Genomic DNA, 24,266 nt, shown 5'->3' with positions numbered 1-24,266 from the left:
CTGAGGAGAATCGTGGCCGAGACCACTGTTGAGAACCCGGTCGAGGGCGAAGAGGTTTTCGCCGAGGTGACCACCTTCGAGTCGGAGGTTCCCGTCGAGGGCGAGTACACCAGCGAGTCGCTGGCGTCCCGCTTCGGCGAGCCGCAGCCCGCCGCCGGCCTCGGCCGTCGGAAGAACGCCATTGCCCGCGTCCGGATCGTTCCGGGCACCGGCAAGTGGAAGATCAACGGTCGCACCCTTGAGGACTACTTCCCCAACAAGGTGCACCAGCAGGAAGTCAACGAGCCCTTCAAGGTGCTCGAGCTCGACAACCGCTACGACGTCATCGCCCGCATCTCGGGCGGCGGCGTCTCGGGTCAGGCCGGTGCCCTGCGCCTCGGCGTGGCCCGTGCGCTGAACGAGGCGGACATCGACAACAACCGCCCGACGCTGAAGAAGGCCGGCTTCCTCTCCCGCGACGACCGTGCGGTCGAGCGCAAGAAGGCCGGTCTCAAGAAGGCCCGCAAGGCGCCGCAGTACAGCAAGCGCTAATCCGCCTGCTCGCCTGCTTTACACGTTCGCCCCGGCGGCACGCCTCGTGCTGGCCGGGGCGTTCGTCTATGGGCACCCCTGGGCGTATAACGGCATAAGGCGTTCATACGCTTTTAAGCGCACGGGTGTGGTGCTGTTGCGGCCCGTGTGCTCCGTGTGCCGTTTCTGCGCGGTGCTCCGGATGCCGGCCCCGGGTGGTGCTCGGCGTCCCGCACCGTGTGGTGCACAGGGGGCGGCTGTATTGCTTTGCTTTGGTTTGTCTTGGTTTGTTGTGCGGTTTCGAAGCATCTTCGGAGGACACCAGTGGGACGACTCTTCGGCACGGACGGTGTGCGCGGTGTCGCCAACGCGGACCTGACGGCCGAGCTCGCGCTCGGACTGTCGGTCGCTGCGGCGCATGTGCTCGCCGAGGCGGGCACCTTCGAGGGGCATCGGCCGACCGCGGTGGTGGGGCGTGACCCGCGTGCGTCCGGGGAGTTCCTGGAGGCCGCCGTCGTCGCCGGGCTCGCCAGCGCGGGCGTGGACGTGCTGCGGGTCGGGGTGCTGCCGACCCCCGCGGTGGCGCACCTGACCGGCGCGCTCGGCGCCGACCTCGGCGTGATGCTCTCGGCCAGCCACAACGCCATGCCGGACAACGGCATCAAGTTCTTCGCCCGCGGCGGTCACAAGCTCGCCGACGAGCTGGAGGACCGGATCGAGACGGTCTACGAGCAGCACCGCAGCGGTGAGCCGTGGACGCGTCCGACGGGTGCCGGAGTGGGCCGGGTCACCGACTACACCGAGGGCTTCGACCGTTACGTGAACCACCTCGTCGGCGTCCTTCCGAACCGCCTCGACGGGCTGAAGGTCGTGCTCGACGAGGCGCACGGCGCCGCCGCCCGGGTCTCTCCCGAGGCCTTCGCGCGGGCCGGCGCCGAGGTGATCACGATCGGCGCCGACCCGGACGGCCTGAACATCAACGACGGCTGCGGATCCACCCACCTGGACCTGCTGAAGGCCGCCGTCGTCGAGCACGGCGCCGACTTCGGCATCGCGCACGACGGCGACGCCGACCGCTGCCTGGCCGTGGACGGCGCGGGCGAGGAGGTCGACGGCGACCAGATCCTGGCCGTGCTCGCCCTCGCCCTGCGCGAGGCCGGGAAGCTGCGCAAGGACACCGTGGTCGGCACGGTCATGTCCAACCTCGGCTTCAAGATGGCCATGGAGCGGGAGGGCATCGAACTCGTCCAGACCGCCGTCGGCGACCGGTACGTGCTGGAGTCGATGAAGGCCGAGGGGTACACCCTGGGCGGCGAGCAGTCCGGCCATGTCATCGTCCTGGACCACGCGACGACGGGCGACGGCACGCTGACCGGCCTGCTGCTGGCGGCCCGGGTCGCCGCGACCGGCCGCGCGCTGGCCGACCTGGCGGGCGTGATGCAGCGGCTGCCGCAGCTGCTGATCAACGTTCCCGATGTGGACAAGTCCCGGGTGGACACCGCCCCGGAGATCGCCGAGGCCGTGGCCGAGGCCGAGCGCGAGCTGGGCTCCACCGGTCGCGTACTGCTGCGCCAGTCGGGCACCGAGCCGCTGGTACGGGTCATGGTCGAGGCGGCCGACATCGAGCAGGCACGGGCGGTCGCCGAGCGGCTGGCCGACGTGGTGAAGTCGGCGCTCGGATAGGCCGTGTCTTCAAAGTGCCGCCGTTCGGCCGCAGGCGGCACGGTCCGCCGAGGTGCGGGCGGCCGGCCGCCGCGACAGCCCTCAGAGCCTGTCGGGTGACCTCTGGCCGGGCGGCACGCCCTGTCCGCTTTCCGGTCGAAGGTCACCCGACAGGCTCTCGGCCGCCGGACGGGCGGGCCCTGCGGCCCGCCCGGCGGCGGTGGGCCGCCCACAGGGCCTTCTGGACCAGCAGCGTCAGGGTTCCCGCGACCACGATCCCGCCGAGGTTCGCCAGCAGCTGGGCCACCGAGCCCGACATCTGGGTGTAGTCGCCGTAGCTGAACGCCGCCGCCGCGTTGGCGGCGGCCGGTACCGTCGTCACGGAGATGGCGACCCCGATCAGCGCCCCGGACTTCGCCGACGTGAGCGAGAGCGTCCCGGCGATCCCGGCCAGGAACGCCACCACGAACGACAACGGATCCGGCTTCCAGATGAACGAGGTGTTGGGCCGGTCCGCCTCGATCATCGCGTAGGTGAACAGCCCGAGGGCGTCCATCAGCCAGACGAACCCGGCGGTCAGCACCATCGCGACGGCGAAGCCGCCGATCAGCGCGTACAGCGAACGCAGCGCGAGCCGCGGGGCGCGCTGCACCAGGGCCGTGGAGATCCCGGCCAGCGGCCCGAACTCCGGGCCGACCGCCATCGCGCCCACGATCAGGATCGCGTTGTCGAGCATCACACCGCAGGCCGCGAGCATCGTCGCGACCGCGAGGAACGCCACGTACGTCACGCTGAACGTGGACTCCTCGTGGGTCGCCTCCGTCAGCTCCTCCCACAGCACCGCGTCCGCGCCCTCGCCCGGCGCCTCCTGCTCCGCCCGGTCGGCGTGCGCCGAGAGCGTGAGGTCGAGGTTCTCCAGGCTGATCGACCCCTGCTCGTCGATCCCGAGCCCGCGCAGCGCGCCGATCAGGTCGTCGCCCGCCTCGCGCGCCACGTCGCACAGCACCATGTCACCGGCAGGGTCACGGGCCGCCCCGGGCACCACCACCAGGTGTGCCGTACCGGCGGTGCCCTCCACCAGGCGCACCACCTCGTCCGTACGGTCGGCCGGGACGATCAGGCGCAGATGCAGCACGCGACGGGCTCCTCGACGAGGGGGCGGGGTGAGGCGATCGACGGACGGGGCGGCGGCCGGGGACGCGGGCCGTCAGAGCTTGCGCAACGACAGCCGCCTGACCTTGTGGTCCGGCCCCTTGCGCAGCACCAGGGTGGCACGGCCCCGGGTGGGGGCGACGTTCTCCACGAGATTCGGCCGGTTGATGGTCCGCCACATCGTCGCCGCGTACGCCATGGCCTCCTCCTCGGAGACCTGGGTGTATCTGCGGAAGTACGAGGACGGGTCCTGGAACGCCGTCTCGCGCAGCTTGCGGAACCGGTCGAGGTACCAGCTCTCGATGTCCTCGGTGCGCGCGTCCACGTACACGCTGAAGTCGAAGTAGTCGGCGAGCCCGACCCTGGTCCGTCCGTCCTTGCCGGGCAGCGCGGGCTGGAGCACGTTCAGCCCCTCCACGATCAGGATGTCGGGGCGGCGCACGGTGAGCCGTTCGCCCGGCACGATGTCGTAGATCAGGTGCGAGTAGACGGGCGCCGTCACCTCGTCCTTGCCCGCCTTGATGTCGGCGACGAACCGGGTCAGCGCCCGGCGGTCGTACGACTCGGGGAACCCCTTGCGCGACACCAGCCCGCGCGCCTTCAACTCCTTCATCGGCAGCAGGAAGCCGTCCGTGGTGACGAGCTCCACCCGGGGGTGCTCGGGCCAGCGGGCCAGCAGTGCCTGGAGGATGCGGGCGGTGGTGGACTTGCCGACCGCGACACTGCCCGCGACCCCTATGACGAACGGGGTGCCGCGCTGCTCGCCGTGGCCGCCCACCGCGTCCCCGAGGAAGGTGTTCAGCGCGCCGCGCAGGCCGGAGGTGGCCTGGACGTAGAGGTTGAGCAGCCGGGAGAGCGGCAGGTAGACGTCCCGGACCTCGTCGAGGTCGATGACGTCGCCGAGCCCGCGCAGCCGTTCCACCTCGTCGGCGGTCAGCGGCAGCGGGGTCTTGTCGCGCAGGGCGCTCCATTCGGCGCGTGACAGGTCGACGTACGGCGTCGACGCGTGTTCGGCGCGTCGCTGGCTGCTCCGTGGCGGCGGGGTGATCACGTCTTCATTGTTGCGGCAGTTCGAAGGGAGCGGGGGGTGCGCTCGGTCACGTGGGGTGCACGGCGGTTGCGGCGTCGCGCGCGCCCTCGGGGGGTACAGGGCCCGGCCCGGCGCCCGCCGCGCGGGCGGGCCGCAGGGGCAGGCGGGCGTCCAGGGTGTGGTGGCCGGGGCGGTCGGTGCCACAGGTGAGCCGGCCGCCGACCGCGGCGACCCGCTCGGCGAGGCTGCGCAGACCGATGCCGGGGGAGGGGGCGGTGGCGTCCCGGGCGGGCACCCCGTCGTTGGTGACGGTCAGCCGGACCGACTCCGGACCCACCCGGATCAGCAGCGCGCAGGACCGGGCGTCGCTGTGCCTGAGGACGTTGGCCGCCGCCTCGCGCACCACCGTGGCCAGCACGGTCTGGAGCGGTGCGGGGAGCGCCGCGCGCGGCAGAGCGGTCTCGGTGCGGACGCCCGCCGACTCCAGGAGCGTCCGGGCGGACTCGATCTCCGTCTCCAGGGACAGGCAGTGATAGCCGTGGGCGACCGTGCGCACGTCGTCCAGGATCTGGCGCATCCCCCGCAGTGCCTCGGCCAGTTGGTCGTGGGCGGTCTCCGGCCTGCCGTCGAGCAGCCGGTCCGCCAGCTCGCACTGGAGGATGACCGCCGACATCCTCGGGCCGACCAGGTCGTGCAGATCGCGCGCGAAGCGCACCCGTTCGCCCACGACGATCCGGCGCCGCTCGGTGGCGGAGAGAACGGCGGGGGCTCCCGCGGCGGCTTCGGCGGAAGGGCCGGAAGCGGGGAGGGCGGAACCCGCGAGGGCGGGCGCGGGCGGTGTGGTCAGCGGCTGTGGCACGGCATCCCCGCTCTGCTGTCGTCGACTGCTCCTGCTGCGGGGGAGTTTCGCCGAGGCCGCTATCACTGCACTATACGAGCCGGGCGGACCTGCTCCGTTCCCTGGTACACAGAACGGCGGACCGCCGCGGTACCGAGGGGGAGACAGGGGGACGCATGCAGCGGATCGTGCTGGCCGAGGACATGCACGTGGTACGGGTGGCGCTGGCCGCGCTGCTCGACCTGGAGCCGGACCTGGAGGTGGTGGCCCAGGTGGGCCGGGGCGACGAGGTGGTGCCCGCCGTGATCCGTACGGGCGCCGACACCGCGCTGCTCGACATCGGGATGCCGGGCATGGACGGGATCGCCGCCGCGGCCAGGCTCCGGGATGCGGTGCCGGAGTGCCGGACGCTGATCCTGACCGGGATGCCGCAGCCCGGCCGGCTGTGGCGGGCCCTGGAGGCCCAGGTCGGCGGATTCCTGCCGAAGGACTCCTCGCCCGAGCAGCTGGTCGACGCGGTCCGCAAGGTCGGGGCCGGACGGCGCATCATCGACCCCGAACTGGCCATGGCCGCCTGGGAGATCGGGGACAACCCGCTCACCCCGAGGGAGATCGAGGTACTCGGCCGGGTCGCCGGGGGCGCGGAGGCCGCCCAGATCGCGACGGCCACGAACCTGTCGGTGGGCACGGTGCGCAACTACCTCACGACGATCGTGAACAAGCTCGGCGCGCGCAACCGCGTCGACGCCCTGCGGATCGCCGGCGAGAACGGCTGGCTGACGTGACCGCCGACGGAGCGCGGGACCGGGAGCGGCCGACCGGTCCCGGTCACGAGCACCGTGTCCCGCCGGCGGGACACCCGGGCCGCGTCTTCGAAGTGCCGTCGCACGGCAGGCGGCGGTTCGAGGACACCGCCTGGTTATAGGGCCTTCATCGGGGATCACGCTGTACTGCCACCATGCCAACGACACGACGCGCGCGGGCGCGGGCGGGGGCCGCCGCGGGCGCGCCCGGCGGCGGTCTGCACGCACAGGACCGGTCCGCCGCGCACTGGGCGCTCGACTACGCCCGGCGGCTCGCCGACCGGCACCCCGCGCACCACCGCATCCTGATCCAGACCAGCATGTCCCCGACCGGCTACTTCCACATCGGGAACTTCCGGGACACGGTCTGCGCGCATCTGGTGCACCGGGCGCTGACCGGGATGGGCCGCCGGTCGGCGATCCTGCTGAGCTTCGACGACTACGACCCGGTGCGCGAGAGCCAGGCCGCCCGGGACCCGGAGCTCGCCGGGTACGGGGGACGGCCGCTGGCCGCGCACCGGGAGCGGGCCACCCGGATCTGCCGCGCGTACCTCGCGGAACTGAGGGCCGTGGGCATCCTTCCGGCCGACGCCGACGAGGACGGCCGGACGCCGCCGGGTTCCGCGTGGGAGACCCACTACCAGTTCGAGCGTTACCGCGCGGGCGAGTACCGCGAGCGGCAGCGGCGTCTCCAGCGCGACGCGGGGCGGCTGGCCGACCTGCTCGGCAAGGACGACGGACGCGACCTGTTCGCCGTGTACTGCCTCCAGTGCGGCCGCAACGACACCGAGATCCACGAACTGGGCGCGGCGGCGGCCCGGTACCGCTGTCTGTCGTGCGGCGCCGAACTCACCGCGCGCGACCCCGCCGTCGTCAAGCCGTCCTGGGCAGTGGACTGGGCCCTGCGGGTCGCCCACGAGCACATCGACTGCGAGCCCGCCGGGCAGGACCACTGCAGCGCGGGCAGCACGATGGACCGCACCCGCCCCGTGTACGACCACTATCTGCGCCGCCCGCAGCCGGTCATCGTGCCGTACGGGCTGGTGCGCGGCGAGCGGGGCGGCGGCAAGGTGTCCGGCTCGCGCGGCGGCGGCCCGTACGTCCGGGACCTGCTGACCGTGTACCCGCCGGTCCTGGTGCTGTGGCTGTACGCCCGCGGCAACTGCCTGTCCGACTTCCGGCTCGGCTTCGGCCCCGGCGCGTTCTTCGGCGCGTACGACGCCTTCGACCGGTTCGTGCGCGCGGCGGAGCACCGGGAACGGGACCGTGTGCTCTGGGAGTTGCTCGGCGACGAGGCCCGGGCCGGACGCGCCGCGCTGCCCCGCATGCGCGCGGTGGTCGGCGCGCTCTACTCCCACGGCGGCCGGACCTCCCCGGCCCTGCGCCACCTGGAACGCCGCCACCCGGAGGCGGCGGGCGAGCTGCTGGCCGAACGGGTACGGCACGCGCGCGACTGGCTGAGCACGCACGGACACCGGCGCTACTGGGGCGCGCCCGACGCCACCGCCGGGGGACGGGGACGTACGGACACCGCCGGAGCCGCGGAAGCCGCCCGTACGGGACCTGCCGTCGCTACGCTCATCGACGGGCTGCGCACGCACGACGGCCCCGGCGCGCCCCGTGCCGCCCGCACCCGGGAGGACTTCCGGGAGATCTACGGGGCGCTGTTCGGCACGGCGCACGGGCCGCGGCTCGACACCCTCGCCGACGCCCTGGGCCCTGCCGTGCTCGCCGACGCCCTGGCCGCCTACCGCGACCACGGACGGCGCCCCCTGCTGGGGAAGCCGTCCGCCCGCCCCGAACCCGTGCTCCAGGAGGCCGTACCGCATGCGGGCTGAGATCTTCACCCCCGGCGAGGAACCCGCCCCCGACGGCTGGGACGCCTTCGTCCGCGCCGTCAACGGCTGCGCCCTGTGGGAGGAGTCCCTGCTGGAGGCCGCCGCGTGGGGCAGCCTGCGGCCGCTGCGCGCGGGCCTGGTCCGCGACGCGGGCGAACCGGTGGCCGCGTTCTGCGGGCTCCTCGGACTGCTGCCCCCGACCCGACGGTTCGCCGTGCCCGGCCGGCCCCGCCTGCCGGCCTGGTTCCAGACGCATCTGCCGAACAGCTTCAGCCGGGGCCGGACGTACGCCGCGGAACTCGGCCCCGCCGCCCGCACCGCCGCGCTGCGCACCTTCGAACGGGCGCTGCGCCGGCGGCTGGGCGTCCGCTGCCTGGGCGTCCTGCACCTGGACGTGGAGCGCGACGAACTCGCCGAGATCCCCGGCCCGTTCACGGTGCGCCGGGCGACCGCGCCCTGCTCGGTGCTGCACAACCGCTGGGACTCGATGGACGCCTACTTCGCCGGGCTGCCGCGCACCCGGCGGCGCAGGCTGGCCGCCCTGTACGAACGGATCGGCGGCGACCCCGGACTGACGACCGGACGGGTGACGGCCGTCGACCCGGTGCGGGCCAGCCGCCTCGACCAGCTGACCCGGATGAAGCACACCCGCCGCCCCGGCGCGACCGCACCCCTGCTGCCCGTCTACTTCGAGCGGCTCAACGCCCACCCCGGGGCCGCCTACTTCGCCCACCGGGAGCGTGCGTCGGGCCGGCTGCTCTCCCTCGACCTGGTACTGGACGTGCCGGCCGGCTGGGCCACCACGGTCACCGGTTCGGACGGGACCCGCGACCTGTACCTGGACCTGTACCTGCGCGAGATCGACCGGATGATCGGCGCCGGGGTGCCCGCAGTGGAACTGGGGCCCGGCATGCGCGAACTCAAGGAGTCCTTCGGCGCCGTCGCCGTCCCGCGGCACGCGGTCGCCGTCCCGTTCTGACCCCGGAGAACTCGTCCCGCGGGGGAACCGGTCCGTGACGCGGCCACCCCCGGGGATACACGGCACATCGCCGAGAGAGCAGAGAGAGAAGAGAACCGCATGGAGTTCACCGCCGCCCTCGACCGCCACCTGGCCGCCATCGGCGCCCGCGACCTGGACACGTACATGGACACGGTCCACGACGAGGCGACGTACATCCTGCCCAACGGGAAGACCGTGACCGGCGCCGAGGACGTCCGGGCCTTCCACCAGGGCTGGTTCCAGGACCCCGACTGGACGATGGAGACGGAGGTCACCAGCACCCGGGTGCACCAGGACACCGCCGTCGCCGTGCTCCGCGTCGACTACCGCGACCTCGACCCGGAGGGCAAGCCCTACCGGCTGAACTACCTGCTCAGCCTGGTCTTCGCCCGCTCGGACGGCCGCTGGCTGCTCGTCCACGACCAGAACACCCACTGCTGACATGGCCGGAAGATCCCAGCCCGCGCGTCCACCGCGCACGCGTCCCCGGCACGCGTATCCGCGTCCCACCTACGCGCGGACCGTGCGGCGCGCCCTGCGCACGGTCCCGCACTACCGGGAGCGGTACGCCGCCACCGGTGCGCTGCCGCCGCTGACCCGCGCGGAGGTGGACGAGCGGCGCCACCTGCTGATGCCGCTGGGCGAGGCGTCGCCCGCCCGCCGCGATCCCGGCCTGCCGGCGGCCGAGCGCACCGCCGAGCTGTACGAGGCGCTGCGCCTGGCCGGTCACCGCACCAGGGGCCTGGACGTGTACGAGGTGGCGCGGTCGCTGCGCGACCCGGTGCGGGCCCACGGCTCCACCTGGCGGGTCCTGCTCGACGCCACCGCGCACACCGACCCGTACGCGGAGCCCGGCATCCGGCCCGGCGCGCTGCCCGAGGGCCCCGCCCTGGTGGTCGGGGACCCCGGGACGCCGGGCGGCCGGGACCTGGTCCGGGTGGCGCGGACGAGTCTGGCCGAGGCGGCGGGCTCCCGGCCGTCCGGTGGCTCGCTCTGGTACGAGCCGTGGCTCGGCCATCTCGGCGCGGTGCCCCCCTCCTGCGGGGAACTGCACCTCAACACCGGGCGGGTGCACGCGCGGCTGCTCGGCGACACGACCGTGCTGACCCTGCTGCGCCGACGCCGCCCCACGCTCGTGCACGTATGCCCGGAGGCGGCGGAACGGTTCCGGCCGGAGCGCTGTCCCGTGCACGGCACCCCGATCGTGCGGAGAACGCCATGACCCCAGGTCTCTCACCCGTCATGAAGCTCGGCCCCGTGCTGCGCAACCTCGTGCGGACCGTGCGCCTGGACCGGGCCGGGCCGGAGCGGCTGGCCGAGGAGCAGCGGCGGCTGCTGGTCGGCCTGGTGCGGCACGCGCAGGCGCGGGTGCCGCGCTACCGGCGGCTGATCGATCCGGAGACGGCCGCCGCGTTCCGGGGCCCGAAGGACCTGCCGTCCCTGCCGGTCCTGGACCGTACGGACCTCCACGCCGGTCCGGCCGAGGAGCTGCTCGCGGCCGGCTTCACCGTCGCCTCCACCAAGCCGGGCACCACCAGCGGCTCGTCCGGCATCCCCATCACCATCCGCAACTCCGAGCGGGACCTGGGGTATCTGCGGGCCTCGTACCTGTACGACATGCTGGCGTCCGGGCTGCGGCCGTGGGACCGGATGGCGTACTTCCGGGTCAATCCGTTCCTGCGGCACCCGCTGGAGCGGTTCGGGGTGCTGCGCACGTTCCACATCGACACCAGCGCCACCCTGGACGAGCAGGTGGAGGCGTTCCTGGCGGCCCGGCCGACGTTCCTGGTCGGCTTCCCCCATGTGATCGCCTCGATCGTGGACGAGCTGGAGCGGCGCGGGGTGCGGTACACCGGCGCGCGCCGGGTGCTGTTCGGCGGTGAGCGGCTGACGCCGACCGCGCGGGCCCGGGTGCTGGGGCATCTGGGGGCGCGCTGCGACGAGGTGTACGCCTCGGTGGAGGTGTTCACGGTGGCCCGCACCTGCCGGCGCGGCGCGCTGCACCTGCGGAGCGCGGACGTGGTGGTCGAGGTGGAGCGGGACGACGGTTCGACGGTCCTGGCCGACGGCAGCCAGGTGGTGGAGGGCGAGATCCTGGTGACCCGGCTGCACAGCGAGGCGATGCCGCTGATCCGCTACCGGCTCGGCGACCGGGTGACGGTCGGCCCGGCCGGCTGCGGCTGCGGGCGGGCGACCCCGGTGGTGCTGCGGGTGCAGGGGCGCAGCGAGGACCGTTTCCGGGGCGCGGACGGGCGGGAGTTCTACGCCGACTTCCTCACGTTCAAGGTGCAGGGCTTCCCGGAGGTGGCCCGGATGCAGCTGGTCCAGCGGCGGCCCGCCCAGGTCACCGTCTCGGTGGTGCTGTCGCCGGGCGCGGAGGCGTCGGTGCTCGACCGGATCGCGGCGTCGGTGCGGGAGGCGGTACCGGACTTCGACGTGACGGTCGAGCAGGTGCCGTTCATCGCGCCGGAGCGCAACGGGAAGATCAAGATCGTGAAGGTGGCGAGGGAGACGGAGGCACAGGCGTAGGCGTAGGAGCGGGACGACGCCGGGCCCGGTACGGACGTGGACTTCCGCACCGGGCCCGGCCGTCGGCCTGTGCGCGCCCCGCCCCGCCCGGCTCAGATCGAGCGTCGCGCCTCCAGGGCGGCCCGCCAGGACGGCGGGAGGTTGCGGACGACCTCGATGCCGGAGAAGACGGACGGCTCCTGCGGGCCGACCTCCTTCACCCAGCGGGCCATGCGGCCGATGCCGTCCTCCAGCTCGACCGGGGCCTCGGGGGCGCCGAACACCTTGTGGGCCTTCTCGTGGGTGGCGTAGGCGTCGCGCACCTCGTCGCGCTCGGGCAGGTGGTTGACCCGCAGCTCCACGTCCATCGCCTCGCAGACCGCCGCCGCGATCCGGTTGACGGTGTAGACCCGGTCGCCGCCGACGTTGAAGATCTCGTTGTACGCCTCGGGGACGTGGACCGAGCGGGCGATGGCCGGAGCCACGTCCTTGATGTAGCTGAACGCGCGGGTCTGCTCCCCGTCGCCGAAGACGGTGAACTCCTCGCCGCGCAGCGCCTGGTTCATGAAGATGCCGATGACGTTGCGGTACCGGTCGCCGATGTTCTGGTACTCGCCGTAGACGTTGTGCGGCCGGAAGATGATGTACGGCAGGCCGAACATCCGGTGGGTGACGTGGAGTTCCTGCTCGACGGAGAACTTCGCGATGCCGTACGGGTCCTCGGGCGCCGGTACGAGGTCCTCGCGCATCGGGAGCTGCCCCGTGCCGTAGACGGCGATGGACGAGGTGAACACGAAGCACTTGACCGAGCCCGCGTTGACGGCGGCGTTGATGAGGTTGACGCTGCCCACCACGTTGTTCATGTAGTTGAAGCGCTTGATGAAGTGGCTCAGTCCCTCGGCGGCGTACGCGGCGAGGTGGAAGACGTAGTCGACGCGGTGTGCGGCGAACACGGCGTCGACCACCTCGGGGTCGCAGACGCTGCCGTGCCGGAACTCGGCGCCCGCCGGGACGTTGCCGCGGGCGCCGCCGCTGAGGTCGTCGAGGACGATCACCCGGTGGCCCGCGGCGAGGAGTTCGCGCGCCACGTGGGAGCCGATGAAGCCGGCGCCGCCGGTGACGAGGGAGACGGGGGCGGTGTCCTGGCCGGTGGTGGTGCCGGTGTTCATACGGATTCCTTCTCTCTGGGGACGGGGTCGGAGTCGGGGGCGGAGTGCGGGGGAGTGCCGGTCGCGGACCGGCTGCCGAGGCCCAGCAGACCGAGTGCGGGGCCGGTCATCACCGTGGTGAGCACGGCCATGACGACCAGGACGGTGAACGCGTTCTGATTGATGAGCCCGGCGTCGAGCCCGGCCCTGAGCACGACGATCTCGGTGACGCCGCGGGCGTTGAGGAGCACACCGAGTCCGAGCGAGTACCGCCAGGACAGCCCCGCGGTACGGGCGGTGACGGCGGTTCCGACGAGCTTGCCGGCCACCGCGGTGACGACCGCGACCGCCGCGGCCAGCAGCAGCCCGGCGTGCCCGGTGACCTGGGTGAGGTCGACGGTCATGCCGACGGACAGGAAGAACAGGGGCAGCAGCAGCCGGCGGTTGAGGGAGTCGACCCGGACCTGCACGGCGGTCAGGGCGCTGCCCGCGCGGTGCGGCAGCAGCAGCCCGGCGAGGAACGCGCCGAAGATGGAGTGGACGCCGATCAGGTCGGTGAGCCGGGCCAGCGAGAACACGAGCAGCAGCAGGAAGACCAGCCGGGCGGCGGCGGGCAGCCCGGACCGGTCCGCCCACCGCTCGGCGGCCCGGACCAGGGGACGGCCCAGCAGCAGCACCACGGCCGCGACCGCGGCGGCCAGCAGCACCGTGCCGCCGGCTCCCCAGACGCTGCCCGCCCCGGCCACGGCCATGGCGGTGGCCAGCGCGCCCCAGGCGATGACGTCGCAGGCCGCCGCGCAGGTCATCGCCATCGTGCCGAGCGGGTGCCGGGACAGGCCCGACTCCTGGACGATCCGGGCCAGCACCGGGAACGCGGTGATGCTCATCGCCGTGCCCAGGAAGATCGCGAAGGGCAGGAAGCCCACGCGCCCGGCGGCGAACTCGTGGTACACGAGCCCGGACGACAGCACGCCGAGCACGAACGGGATGATCATGCTGCCCTGGCTGACCGCGCCCACCACCCGCCCGCTGCGGCGGAGCTGGGAGGGATCGAACTCGGAGCCCACGGAGAACATGAAGAGGATGAGGCCGACCTGGGCGAGCAGTCCGAGGACCGGCTGGGCGGCGTCGGGGAAGAACAGTTCCTTCGAGGCCGGGAGGAACGCCCCCAGGCAGGAGGGGCCGAGCAGCAGACCGGCCGCGATCTCGCCGACGACCGGCGGCTGGCCGAGCCTGCGGGCGAGCGCGCCGCCCGCCGCGGCGACGGCGGCGACCGCGGCCAGCGCGCCCACGATGCGCAGCAGCGTCTCGCTGGCCTGGGTGGCCGCGGCGGGGGGCGTCGCGGTGGTGCCCGAGGGGAGGTCGTCGGGCACGCCGAGGCCGAGGCCGAGCACGGCGAAGAGCGCGCCCAGGGCGAGGACGGAGATCAGCAGGGGGTAGACGATGCCGCGCCAGGCCGGGCGGCCGCCCGCCGCGTCGGTGTCCGCCAGCATGCCGTCGTCGGGTTTCGCCTCGGCGGGGCTGCGGCTGGTCCGAGGACGATTCATCGGGTGAGCTCCTCAGGTGGTCGGGTCCGCGCGCGGGGCACGGTGGTCACGGGCACGGTGGTCAGGGGCGCGGTGCGACGGGAGCGGTGGGCGTGCGTGCGGTGGTGACGGGTGCGGTCACGGCGCCGGTGCGCCGGCCGGCCTCGGGGCGGTCCGCAGCAGGAGCCGGGCGGCCAGGACGTGGGCGATCTCCCCGGCCACGAGCGCGGTGACCGCCCCGAGCGCGCCGAGCGCGGGCACCAGCACCAGGCCGAGCAGGACCGCGCAGAGCAGCCCGGCCACCGAACCGGCGGCGGTGACCCGCAGGGTGCGCGTGGTGGCGTTCTCCAGCAGGTAGTTGAGGCTGCCGACCGCGAAGAACAGCGGTACGCACAGCACGTACAGGAGCAGTACGGCAACCGGGGGCGACACCAGGCCGCTCTGTTCGGCGTGCCGGGTGAGCAGCAGCGCGGCGGGGGTCCACAGGATCCCGGCCACCGCGACCTGCGGCAGCCGCCGGACGACCCGGCGGTCCAGCCGGGTGTCCGTCACGCCGCGCAGGGTCAGCGACACATGGGGCTGGAACAGCCGCAGCAGGTAGCCGAAGCCGTTCAGCAGCACGGACGAGGCGAGCACCATCAGATAGAGGTGGCCGCTCTGTTCGTGGTGGCGGGAGGCGCCGAGCAGGGCGAAGAGCAGGCTGAGCGTGCCGGAGGCCGCCACGTCCCCGGACGCCATGAGCAGGGAGGTGCCGACCGCGGGCGCGACCAGCCGGCGGCGCACCGGCCGGGCGGCGGCCCGGTACAGCGCGGGCAGATGGGCCAGGTCGAGCAGGGCGGTCCCGCCGAGGATCCAGCCGATGAAGGCCACCAGCCCCCAGTCGAGCAGGGCCGTGAGGGCGGTTCCGGCGACGATGATCAGTGACAGGGCCGCGAAGTTGGCGATGTCGGCCCGGTTGCGGCCGAGCGCCCGGCACAGCCCGACGAGGACCGTGTTCAGGCCGAGGAGGGCGGCGTACAGCCCGGCGAGCAGCGCCGCCGTCCGGTGGTCGCCGGACGGGACGAACGCCACCGCGCAGCCCAGCCCCAGCACGACGACACCGGTGAGGGCCAGGGCGCAGGTCAGGAAGACGGTGATCAGCTGGCCGCCGGTGCGGCGGGCCCGGGGCACCAGCTTCAGGGCGGACTTCTCGATGCCGAGCGAGGTGATGGTGGTCAGGACCTGGGCGGTGCCCATGGCACTGGCGTAGTGGGCGTACGGCCCCTGGCCCCAGCTGGCGAGGAGGGCGGCGTTCGCCCCGACCAGGGCGAGCCGGAAGGCGGCGCGTCCGGCGAGCAGCGAGGTCAGCAGGCCGACGGTGGGCCGCCGCGAGGCGGCCCCCCCGTCCGTCCCCGGATCCCGGTCCTGGTCCGGCGGGGCGGTCCCGGCCGTCTTCCGGTCCTTCGGGGTGGACCCGTTCGTCCCCCGGTCCGGCGCCGGGGCCGGGGCGGCGGCCGTCATGGTGTGTCGGCCGGCACCGGCCGGGGTGCCACCGCCTCGGAGGTGACGAAGCGGCCCTTGCCGCCCGCCGTGATCTCGATCCGGTCGGCCCGGACGACCCGCAGCGGGAACACGCACTCGGCCACGGTGTGCAGCCGCTCGGTCACCCCCGCGCACAGCGCGTCCCAGGCGTCGTCGTCCATGGCCTCGGCCGGGACGACATCGAGCCGCACCGCACCCTCGCGGTCCTGGTGGACGGCGCACTCGGCGATGCCCGGGAAGGTCGCCGCCAGGTGCAGGAAGGTGTCCGGGTACAGCTGGCGGCCGGTGGGCAGCAGGACCGAGTCGTTGACCCGGCCGGCGGTCAGGCGCAGGGTGCGAAAGCGCCGCCCGCACGGGCAGGGCCGCGTCTCGATCCGGCCGACGTCGCCGAGGTCGTAGCGGATCAGCGGCATCGCGCGCTCCATGAACGCGGTCACCACGACCCGGCCCTCGGCGCCGTCGGGCAGCGGCCGGTCCTCCGCGTCCAGGATTTCCACCAGGAGGCGGTCCTCGGCGAGGTGGGCCCGGCCGTACCGGCAGTCGTACGCGACGTTGAGGACCTCGAACGCCGAGTACTCGTCGCGCACCGGCACCCCGAACTCCTTCTCGAACAGGGCCCGGTGGGCGTCGACGAGGAGTTCGGACTCGGTCATGACAAGGCGCAGGGAGCGGCGCAGGGCGGCCAGTTCGGCCGGTGTCAGGGCCCGGAGCAGGGCCCGCAGGTGCACCGGGTAGCCGATGACGACCTGGGGCCGTTCGGCGAGGAGCTCGGCCTTGATGTCCTCCATGGGCCGGTCGGTGAGCAGGACGTGACGGCGGAACAGCTTGGCCTTCTCGAAGCCGCGCGAGGGCGGTGCGAAGGGCCGGATGTGCGAGAGCCGGTCGGTCGGCAGGTACCGGCGGGTCGCCAGGAACCGGCGTACGCACGCGGCCATGTGGTAGTCGTGGCTGCGCTGGTCGTGCACCACGGTCACCCGGCGGCCGGTGGATCCGCTGGTCCGGAACGTCGGCAGGGTGCCGGGGCTCACGCCGTCCGCGAGGAAGTCCTCCAGGGGCCTGGCGCGCAGGACCTCCTTGTTCAGGACCGGGAGCCGGGCCGCCTCGGCGAGGGTGCGCAGCGGCCCGGTGCGGTAGGCCGGGTCGTCGCGGTAGTACGGCACCCGGGCGCGGGCGTGCGCCAGCATCCGGTTGAGCTGGCTCAGCTGGCGTCGGCGCAGCGAGCCCCGGGTGCCGTACTGGCGGGCGTACGTGACGGGCACGTACACGGCCTCTCGGAGGAACATCGTCGTCGTCTCCTCGTCGTCTCCTCGGCGCGGGCGGTCGTCAGCCGGCCGCGCGGGCCCCGGCGTCGCGGTCGGTGGCGTCACGGTCCGTGGCGTCGCCCGCCCCGGAGCCGCTGATCCCGGAGCCTCCGGCCTCGGAGCCGGGACGGCCCGGGCGGCGGAAGAGCCGGGCGACCGGGGTGAACCAGCGGGTGGGCGCGAACAGCACGAACACCACGAGCACGAGGTGGGTGATGATGAACGCGTATGCCTCGTACTTGCTGGCGGCGTGGCCGAGGAAGACCGTCATGTGCGAGGCCCAGGTCCACACCTCGGGAATGGTCTGCCACTGCGGGTCGGTGTGGTCGTTGACGGTGAGGTAGGCGAAGTCCTCGACGCCGGACAGCATCAGCAGGATCATCGCGTAGGACAGCCGGCGCACCAGGTGGGAGGCGCCGCCGCCGACGCGGAACGAGAAGACGAGGCTCAGCACGACGAACGGCGTCAGCGTCAGGATGTAGTAGTAGAGCTCGGGGTGGTCCTCGGCGACGAAGAAGATCTTCGGCACGAAGTAGATGAAGTAGACGAGGAAGCAGAGCGGTATCGCCAGGTGGAGGTGGATCCTCCTGGCCCATGCCGGGTCGAGCTGGGCGACCGCCTCGGTGGCCAGGATGAACGGCACCAGCTTGAACAGCAGGATGCCGAGGCTCTTGACCTCGCGGTCGTGGGGCATGACGAACCACACGATGCCCGCGAAGACACCGGCGAGCAGGAAGAGGATCAGGAAGGGCGCGTTGCGCCGGACGGTGTTCAAGGGGTCTTCTCCGTAAGGAGTCGGGTGTCGGAGCCGGAGCCGGGGCCGGGAGCGGCGTCGGTGGCGGTGGTGGCGGGCGGGGTGCGGGGGGCGCGGTCCGGGGCGGGTTCCACGTCGAAGCGCAGCAGGGCGTCGGCGCGGGCGCGCGCCTCGCGGAGTTCGGCGTGGCTGTCGGCGACGAGCAGGAGGTAGCCGAGCTTGTGGCCCGCCTGGGTGTAGCGGTGGACCCGGCCGCCGGGGCTCGCGAAGATCTGGAGTTCGGCGGTCTGCGGCAGGGCGCGGACGGCGTCGGCCCCCTCGACGGTGCGCAGGACGCCGTCGGTGTCGCTGGTGAGGATCCGCAGGGCCGTCTTCTTGTTGTGACGAGGCGTCAGATCGAACTCCTCGCCCAGCGCGAGGCGCAGCGCGGCCTCGTAGGTGTTGATGCCGTAGGCGTGCTTGACCAGGAGCGGCATGCCGTTGCCGCCGAGCCGGGCGCCCATCTCGATGAAGCGGATCTCCTCGGTGTGCTCGTCGACGACGAAGTCGAAGTTGACCGGGCCGTCGACGTGTCCGAGCTCCCCGCAGACGTCCATGATCAGGGAGCGGAGCCGGATCTCGGTGGCGGGCGCGAGTTCGGCCGGCACCGTGTGGCCGGTGGTGATCATCCGGGGGGCGCCGGTGGTGGTGCGTTCGGTCACGGCGACGGTGCCGAGCCGGGCGCCCCGCAGGAACGCCTCGGCGGACAGGTGCCGGCCGAGCAGCATCTCCTCGACGATCACCTGCCCGGAGAAGGAGTAGTGCCGCGCCTCGTCGAGGGCCGCGGGCAGCGCCTCGGGGTCGGCGACGACCTGGACGCCCTTGCTGCCGGAGGAGTCGCTCGGCTTGACGATGACGGGCATCGGCAACTCGGCGGCGGCCCTGCGTAGTTCGGCGGGGTCGTCGGACTGGACGTGGCGGTAGGTGGGCAGGCCGAGCCGGGCGAGGACGGAGTGGAAATAGCCCTTGTCGACGGAGGCGCGTACGGCGTCCGGGGACGGCTGGTGCGGGGTCTTCAGGAGTCTGCTCAGCTCGGCGACCGATTCCTGGGCCGCGTCGCTGGCGGGCGAGACGACCGCGGCGACGTCGAGGTGCCCGACCCTGGCCGCGATCCGCTGCGGATCGCGGGTCGTCATGCACAGGAACAGGTCGGCGGCGGCGGCGCCGAGCGCGTCGGGGCGCTGGTCGACGCCGATGACGCCGTGGCCGAGGCGGCGGGCCTCGTGGTAGGCGGGCAGCTGGTCCTCGCCCCCGCCGAGCACGAGGATGTGGGACTTGGTCATGGCAGATTCCCTGTCTGCAGCATCGGTCCGGGGGTCGCCCGGCCGGTGGACTCGTTCTGGTACGCGTAGAGGTCGTCGCGCGGCCGTACGGGGATGTTGGCCTCGCGGATCTGGTAGCGCGGCAGGCCGGCGCTGCCGCGCATGATGCGCACCAGGTAGCGGGCGAGCAGCGCGAGCGCGCCGAGACCGGCGGCGTGCAGGACCACGGACGCGGTGGCGAGGAGGGGGACGTCGCCGTGGCCGATCGCGAGCGCCGCGGCGGCAGCGGCGGCGGCCGCCGCCGCGACGTAGACGAGGGCGAGGGGCCGGTAGGAGAAGCCGACGAACAGGTCGATCGCATGCCGGAACAGCTTGCCCAGCGACCACTTGCCCCGGCCCGCGCTCCGCGCGGAGTGCGCGGTCTCCACCGTGGTGTACCGCGCGCCGATCAGCGGCAGGGTGGCGATGAAGTACGGGGTGCTGACCTCGCAGTCGGCGACCTTGCGGGCCACCGCGGTGCGCACCACCCGGAACACGGAGGCGTGCACGGGCAGTTCGATTCCGAGGATCCGGGTGGCGATGGCCTGGTGGCCCCGGGTGCCGAGCCTGCGGTACCAGGGGTCCTGGCGGGCCCTGCGGACCGCGAAGACCGCGTCGTAGTCGCCCTCCACGGCCCGCCCCGCCAGCCTGTGGAGTTCGGCGGGCGGGGACTGGAGGTCGGCGTCGAGCTGGACCGTCCATTCCTTCGAGGCGTAGGCGAACCCGGCGGTGAAAGCCGATTCGAGGCCGAAGTTGCGCGCGAACGAGAGATAGGAGACGCGCGGGTCGGAAGCGGCTATTCGCTTGATGATCTCAAGGGTGCGGTCGGTGCTTCCGTCGTCGATGAAGAGGATCTCGGAATCCTCGTACCGGTATATCTCCTTCTTGATTTCCAGGTATGCCTGCTCTATGCACTCCTCCTCGTTGTAACAGGGCACCATCGCGGTGATCGAAAGCGTGGCAGGCAACCTGGTCATCATGCGCAGCTCTCTCTTGTTCCGCCCCTCCGGAATTTCTGATTCCTAGTCGAACATCGCCGTCATGGTCTCGTGCGTGGCGGTCTTCGACAGGTCGGCGTTGCCGGCCCAGCAGGTGTTGAGGATGATGCGGGTCTTGTCCGCGTTCAGCGGGACCGTGCGGTGCAGCGTGGTGTCGGAGCGCAGGAAGTACAGGTCGCCCTTGGCGTGCCCGTAGGAGCGGATCGGGTGCTCCTGGAGGTACTCCTCGACGCGCGGGTCGTCCTTGTTCCAGTCCGTGTGCGGGATGGCCTGGAGCATGCCGCCGAACTCCAGGGCCGGCGCCTCGATCAGCCAGATGACGGTGAAGCTGAAGTCGCCCCAGTGCCAGCCGTGGGTGTCACCCTTCTGGTGCTGACGGGTGATGATGTACTTCTCCTCGTCCCACGGGCAGTCCACCACCTCTTCCTTGGCCAGGCGGGACAGGAAGCCCTTGAGCGCGGGGGACTCGTAGACGGCGGGGATGAGCGAACCGTCCGTGGCGATCGCCTTCTGGCCGACCGTCGACATGTAGCGCGGCGAGTCGCCGGTCTCCTTGAGGCGGATGTCGATGCGCTTCTGGTGGGTGTCGATCAGCTGGTGCGTCTCGTCGGCGACCGCGGCGAAGACCTCCTCGGAGACCAGACCGGGAAGCTTGACGTAGCCCTCGCGGCGGAAGTGCTGGGAGAGCTTGAGGACTTCGTGGTCGCTGCTGAAGCGCTCCGTGATGTTCTTCGAGATCAGCTCTTCCACATTGGCCGCGGTGATGGCGTTCTGCGACATGGGGGTACGACTCCTTACGCATTGCGGCTGCCGGAATTCACGGTTCGGGTTTCCCCGCGCTCCCCGTGCCCGGTCGCTGTTGACGGCTCGATTCTGCCGGGAGGCCCGCACGTGTCGGTAGTGTCCCGTTCACCGATTACGCGTGAACAACCTTCGCCGACCACCCCGTATGAGGAACCCATATCGCATGTGAGATCTTCATGCCGGGGCAGTCGATGAGAAATGCACGCTTGCGGTGGCCGCTATCTTCCTGTCACATTCCAATGCGCCCCGGGGATCAATCCTGCGATTCCCGTACGGGTACGCCATGCGATTCCAGGGACGTGATTCCGGGGACGCGGATCCGGGGGACGCGATTCCAGGGAGGGTATGAGAATGGCCAGGACAGCTGTAGTGGCCGGCGGGGCGGGATTCCTCGGCTCGCATCTGTGTGAACGGCTGCTCGCGGACGGCTGGGGCGTCGTCTGCGTCGACAACTTCAGCACCGGCGATCCGCAGAACGTGGCCCACTTGGCCGACGAGCACGGGTTCCGGCTGATCGAGGCCGATGTGTGCGAGGGGCCGTTCGCCGTCGAGGGCGAGGTCGCGGCCGTACTGAACCTCGCCTCGCCCGCGTCCCCCGTCGACTACCTCGAACTGCCGCTGGAGACCCTTCGGGTGGGGTCCGAGGGCACCCGCCATCTGCTGGACCTCGCCCGGGAGAAGAACGCCCGGTTCGTGCTCGCCTCCACGTCGGAGACGTACGGCGACCCGCTGGTGCATCCGCAGCCCGAGAGCTACTGGGGCAACGTCAACCCGGTCGGGCCGCGGTCCGTGTACGACGAGGCGAAGCGGTACGCCGAGGCGCTGACCATGGCCTACCGGCGCACGCACGGCGTCGACACCGGCATCGTCCGCATCTTCAACACGTACGGGCCCCGCATGCGCGCCCACGACGGCCGTGCCGTGCCCACGTTCATCCGGCAGGCGCTCGCCGGGGAGCCGATCACGGTGGCCGGTGACGGGTCGCAGACCCGGTCGCTGTGCTACGTGTCCGATCTGGTCGACGGCCTGGTGCGGATGGCCGGGCACACGCTGGCCGGTCCGGTCAACCTCGGCAACCAGGAGGAGATCTCGGTGCTCCGGCTCGCCGAGTGGATTCGCGAACTCACCGCGTCCCGGTCCGCCATCGTGCGGGTGCCGCGGCCGGTGGACGACCCGTCGGTCCGCCGCCCGGACACCACCCGGGCCCGCGAGGATCTCGACTGGCGGCCGACGTTCAGCACCGCGCGGGGCCTGGCGGAGACCGTCGCGTGGTTCCGGAGCCTGTCCCGCAGCGAGTGCGGGGCCCTGCAACTGACGGGTGCAGAGGATTTGTAGACACGACCGGCATCCTGGTCGAGCAGTTGTGCGACGAGAGGGATCGACGTGTCGGCCCTGGGCAGTTTCTCGAAGGTCCCGTCCGGCCGGGGTGGCCCGGAGGCCGACCGGGGTGGCCCGGAGGCCGGCCCGGGATGCCCGGAGGTCCGGCGGGCGGGTCCGCCGTCCGGCCGGGAGCGCCCGGACGCACGCCGGGGCTGCCCGGGGTCCCGCCGCAGATGCCTGGGGACCCGCCGGGAGTGTCGGCATAGGCGTCGGGCGCCGGACGGCACACCGCACCGGCCACCAGGCGATGCGCCACGCCCGGCGCCCGACGCCGGCCCGCGGGTGCTTCTCACCGGCCCGCGGGTGCTTCTCACCGGCCCGCGGGGGCTCCTCACCGACCCGCGGGGGCTCCTTGCCGGTCCGCGGGTGCTTCTCACCGGTCCGCGAGTACGGCGAGGGCGGGTTTCAGACGCAGAGCCAGCCCCGGCCGGCGGCGAGGACGCCTGCCTCGAACCGGCTGCGGGCGCCCAGCCGTTGCATCAGGTCGGCCGTGATGCGCCGGGTCGTGCGCACCGACACCCCCAGCTGACGGGCGATCGCGTCGTCCGTCATGCCCTGGCCGAGCAGTTCCAGCACCGCCCGTTCCGGCGGCGAGAGCGGGTCCTCGCCGGTACGGGACGCGGCCTCGCCCAGCGGGCGCGCCTGCTGCCAGGTGTGTTCGAAGAAGGCCAGCAGCGCGGCCACGGCGCCGGTGCCGTGCAGCACCAGGGCGCCCAGATCCGCCGCGGTCGGATCCACCGGGACGATCGCCGTGACCCGGTCGTAGATGAGCATCCGCGACGGCAGCCGGGGCACGGTCCGTACCTGACCGCCGCGCGCCCCGAGCCAGTTCACGTACTCCCGGGTGGCCGGCGAGTTCGCGGCGCTGTCGAGGAACACGTACCGCAGTTGGACGCCCCGGCCGGCGGCCGCCTGGTCGAGCGGCCGGGCGGCGTCCAGGGTCTTGGCGCTCTGCGCGCCGCCCGGTACGAACGCCGCCACCTCGGTGGTGCAGGTGCTCGCGAGGTGCTCGATCTTGGACTGGATCTGGTCCATCGTCCTGAGCTTCTGCACCTCGTTGGCGGTCTGGCCGCCCGAGGCGCGAATATCGGCCAGCATCCGGGTCATGGCGAGGCGGCTCGCGCTGATCTGGCGCTGGCGTTCGAGAACCTCCGCCTCCTGACTCATCAGGAGCGCGGTCAGCCCCAGTTCGGGATCGACGGGCCGTCCCGGGCCGCCGTCCGCCGACGGGCGCACGAGCGAGAGCGCGGCCAGCCGGTCCAGCGCTGCACGAAAGCGCTCCTCCGTCCAGCCCAATTGACTTACGAGACCGGAAATGCCCCCCGTACCGCCGGCGAGCATCGCGCGGTACACCGCTTCCTCGTCCGGCCCGAGGCCCAGTTGACGCAGCATCTATCCCTCCCCCAAAGGCAGAAGCCCCACAGTCCGCACGCGACACCCACCTGGGTGGCGGGTGCGGCCGATGTGAGCCAACACCTTATTCGATGGCCGAAAGTTCACAGGAGTTCCACGGAATCGGCTATAGCAAGTGGAAGGCGGCCGTCATGTACGTCGTGAACCTTCACCCCGATCCGGCCCACGGTCGCTGGACCGGTGACGTAGGCGCGGCGCTGTGGGGGGCGGTCCGTCCCGGCCACGGGGTGGAGCACATCTACGCCCAGCCGGCGCCCTCGGGGTCCGCGGTGCTCTTTCTCTGCCAGCCCACCCTGGCGGACGCCGAACGCGCCGCCGACGACGTCCTGGCGCGGTGTCCGGCGCGGTTCACGAGGGGTTCGGTCGTGCCGCTGACCATGCTGGTCGAGCTGCTGGCGCACGAGAGCAACCCCTGGTGACGAGCCGTCGCCACGAGCGGGCGCCGCACCGCCGCCGTCCGTGATCTTGTCCGTGTCCTGCCATTGCAGCTCCCTGACAGAGATGAACCCTGTGCAAAGTTCTGGCCATCGCGCAGAGTTGATACCACCGGTCAGGACGCCTCGCCAGAACGGCGAAGCCTCACGGCGGATCTCCGTACGACCATACGAGGCCCGCCCGTACCGGTAAGAGCCTGTCGGGGGGGGGGCGCCCCGGGGGGGGCCCCCGGGGGGGGGTGCCCACACCCGCGGCCAGGGGGGGCCGCCGCGCCTGGGCGGGCCCGGGCCCCGGCGCCGCCCCGG

The 24,266-nt window shown here is 72.6% G+C and carries 22 protein-coding genes; 10 read left to right on the top strand and 12 right to left on the bottom strand.

Going from position 1 to position 24,266, the window contains the following annotated elements:
• Window positions 1-12 precede the first annotated feature (12 nt).
• Entirely contained in the window at window positions 13-531 is a 519-nt protein-coding gene (gene rpsI / locus ACFYXM_RS16705; protein ID WP_389289956.1) for a 30S ribosomal protein S9, read from the top strand.
• Window positions 532-834: 303 nt separating this feature from the next.
• The gene (glmM, locus tag ACFYXM_RS16700; protein WP_389289954.1) at window positions 835-2,193 is read left to right on the top strand and encodes a phosphoglucosamine mutase; all 1,359 of its coding nucleotides are present in this window, start codon (window positions 835-837) and stop codon (window positions 2,191-2,193) included.
• Between the two features lie 142 nt (window positions 2,194-2,335).
• On the opposite strand, the gene ACFYXM_RS16695 is transcribed toward glmM, so the two are convergent.
• The 3 genes from ACFYXM_RS16695 to ACFYXM_RS16685 form a co-directional block, all read right to left on the bottom strand.
• Complete coding sequence (locus ACFYXM_RS16695) at window positions 2,336-3,307, bottom strand: DUF389 domain-containing protein (RefSeq protein WP_389289953.1); 972 nt, start codon at window positions 3,305-3,307, stop codon at window positions 2,336-2,338.
• 72 nt (window positions 3,308-3,379) lie between these two features.
• Window positions 3,380-4,375 (bottom strand): type I pantothenate kinase, encoded by a 996-nt coding sequence (gene coaA / locus ACFYXM_RS16690; RefSeq protein ID WP_389289951.1) that lies wholly within the window; start codon window positions 4,373-4,375, stop codon window positions 3,380-3,382.
• Between the two features lie 46 nt (window positions 4,376-4,421).
• Window positions 4,422-5,213 carry a sensor histidine kinase gene (locus ACFYXM_RS16685; protein ID WP_389289949.1) on the bottom strand — a complete coding sequence of 264 codons (792 nt, stop codon included), beginning with the start codon at window positions 5,211-5,213 and terminating at the stop codon, window positions 4,422-4,424.
• Between the two features lie 155 nt (window positions 5,214-5,368).
• On the opposite strand from ACFYXM_RS16685, the gene ACFYXM_RS16680 reads away from it, so the two are divergent.
• The 6 genes from ACFYXM_RS16680 (at window position 5,369) to ACFYXM_RS16655 (ending at window position 11,362) form a co-directional block, all read left to right on the top strand.
• Window positions 5,369-5,977, top strand: a complete 609-nt coding sequence (locus ACFYXM_RS16680) for a DNA-binding response regulator (protein ID WP_389289947.1) — start codon at window positions 5,369-5,371, stop codon at window positions 5,975-5,977.
• A 173-nt stretch (window positions 5,978-6,150) separates the two neighbouring features.
• A complete protein-coding gene (locus ACFYXM_RS16675; protein ID WP_389289945.1) occupies window positions 6,151-7,833 on the top strand; it encodes a lysine--tRNA ligase in 1,683 nt (560 codons plus the stop codon).
• The gene (locus tag ACFYXM_RS16670; RefSeq protein ID WP_389289943.1) at window positions 7,823-8,812 is read left to right on the top strand and encodes a hypothetical protein; all 990 of its coding nucleotides are present in this window, start codon (window positions 7,823-7,825) and stop codon (window positions 8,810-8,812) included. Before ACFYXM_RS16675 ends, ACFYXM_RS16670 begins: the two co-directional genes overlap by 11 nt.
• Before the next feature lie 99 nt (window positions 8,813-8,911).
• Window positions 8,912-9,274 (top strand): nuclear transport factor 2 family protein, encoded by a 363-nt coding sequence (locus ACFYXM_RS16665; protein ID WP_351524410.1) that lies wholly within the window; start codon window positions 8,912-8,914, stop codon window positions 9,272-9,274.
• Window position 9,275: 1 nt separating this feature from the next.
• On the top strand, window positions 9,276-10,055 hold the full coding sequence (locus tag ACFYXM_RS16660; RefSeq protein WP_389289941.1) for a hypothetical protein: 780 nt from the start codon (window positions 9,276-9,278) through the stop codon (window positions 10,053-10,055).
• Window positions 10,052-11,362: a phenylacetate--CoA ligase family protein gene (locus ACFYXM_RS16655; protein WP_389289940.1), complete on the top strand. Its 1,311-nt coding sequence runs from the start codon at window positions 10,052-10,054 to the stop codon at window positions 11,360-11,362. The genes ACFYXM_RS16660 and ACFYXM_RS16655 overlap by 4 nt, the downstream gene beginning before the upstream one ends.
• A gap of 92 nt (window positions 11,363-11,454) precedes the next feature.
• On the opposite strand, the gene ACFYXM_RS16650 is transcribed toward ACFYXM_RS16655, so the two are convergent.
• The 8 genes from ACFYXM_RS16650 to ACFYXM_RS16615 all read right to left on the bottom strand — a co-directional run bounded on the left by ACFYXM_RS16650 (window position 11,455) and on the right by ACFYXM_RS16615 (window position 20,709).
• Window positions 11,455-12,510: an NAD-dependent epimerase/dehydratase family protein gene (locus tag ACFYXM_RS16650; RefSeq protein WP_389289938.1), complete on the bottom strand. Its 1,056-nt coding sequence runs from the start codon at window positions 12,508-12,510 to the stop codon at window positions 11,455-11,457.
• Window positions 12,507-14,036, bottom strand: a complete 1,530-nt coding sequence (locus tag ACFYXM_RS16645) for a cation:proton antiporter (protein WP_389289936.1) — start codon at window positions 14,034-14,036, stop codon at window positions 12,507-12,509. The genes ACFYXM_RS16650 and ACFYXM_RS16645 overlap by 4 nt, the downstream gene beginning before the upstream one ends.
• Window positions 14,037-14,153: 117 nt before the next feature.
• Window positions 14,154-15,515, bottom strand: a complete 1,362-nt coding sequence (locus tag ACFYXM_RS16640) for a hypothetical protein (RefSeq protein ID WP_389289935.1) — start codon at window positions 15,513-15,515, stop codon at window positions 14,154-14,156.
• On the bottom strand, window positions 15,512-16,819 hold the full coding sequence (locus ACFYXM_RS16635; protein ID WP_389289933.1) for a phenylacetate--CoA ligase family protein: 1,308 nt from the start codon (window positions 16,817-16,819) through the stop codon (window positions 15,512-15,514). Before ACFYXM_RS16635 ends, ACFYXM_RS16640 begins: the two co-directional genes overlap by 4 nt.
• Before the next feature lie 40 nt (window positions 16,820-16,859).
• Window positions 16,860-17,612, bottom strand: a complete 753-nt coding sequence (locus tag ACFYXM_RS16630; protein WP_389289931.1) for a hypothetical protein — start codon at window positions 17,610-17,612, stop codon at window positions 16,860-16,862.
• Entirely contained in the window at window positions 17,609-18,913 is a 1,305-nt protein-coding gene (locus tag ACFYXM_RS16625) for an ATP-grasp domain-containing protein (RefSeq protein WP_389289930.1), read from the bottom strand. The genes ACFYXM_RS16630 and ACFYXM_RS16625 overlap by 4 nt, the downstream gene beginning before the upstream one ends.
• Window positions 18,910-19,908, bottom strand: a complete 999-nt coding sequence (locus ACFYXM_RS16620) for a glycosyltransferase family 2 protein (protein ID WP_389290025.1) — start codon at window positions 19,906-19,908, stop codon at window positions 18,910-18,912. The genes ACFYXM_RS16625 and ACFYXM_RS16620 overlap by 4 nt, the downstream gene beginning before the upstream one ends.
• A 45-nt stretch (window positions 19,909-19,953) precedes the next feature.
• The gene (locus tag ACFYXM_RS16615) at window positions 19,954-20,709 is read right to left on the bottom strand and encodes an ArpA protein (RefSeq protein ID WP_389289929.1); all 756 of its coding nucleotides are present in this window, start codon (window positions 20,707-20,709) and stop codon (window positions 19,954-19,956) included.
• Between the two features lie 375 nt (window positions 20,710-21,084).
• Here ACFYXM_RS16615 and ACFYXM_RS16610 point away from each other — a divergent pair, with 375 nt between their 5' ends.
• Window positions 21,085-22,068, top strand: a complete 984-nt coding sequence (locus ACFYXM_RS16610; RefSeq protein WP_389289927.1) for a UDP-glucuronic acid decarboxylase family protein — start codon at window positions 21,085-21,087, stop codon at window positions 22,066-22,068.
• A gap of 450 nt (window positions 22,069-22,518) precedes the next feature.
• On the opposite strand, the gene ACFYXM_RS16605 is transcribed toward ACFYXM_RS16610, so the two are convergent.
• Window positions 22,519-23,505, bottom strand: coding sequence for a LuxR C-terminal-related transcriptional regulator (locus tag ACFYXM_RS16605; protein ID WP_389289926.1), 987 nt, complete (start codon window positions 23,503-23,505; stop codon window positions 22,519-22,521).
• Between the two features lie 92 nt (window positions 23,506-23,597).
• Here ACFYXM_RS16605 and ACFYXM_RS16600 point away from each other — a divergent pair, with 92 nt between their 5' ends.
• Complete coding sequence (locus tag ACFYXM_RS16600) at window positions 23,598-23,945, top strand: hypothetical protein (RefSeq protein ID WP_389289924.1); 348 nt, start codon at window positions 23,598-23,600, stop codon at window positions 23,943-23,945.
• Window positions 23,946-24,266 lie beyond the last annotated feature (321 nt).

It is taken from the genome of Streptomyces sp. NPDC002476 (assembly GCF_042889785.1).
Classification (GTDB): domain Bacteria; phylum Actinomycetota; class Actinomycetes; order Streptomycetales; family Streptomycetaceae; genus Streptomyces.
The sequence above is the reverse complement of the archived record's forward strand: the minus strand, read 5'-3'. Positions and strand labels throughout refer to the sequence as shown.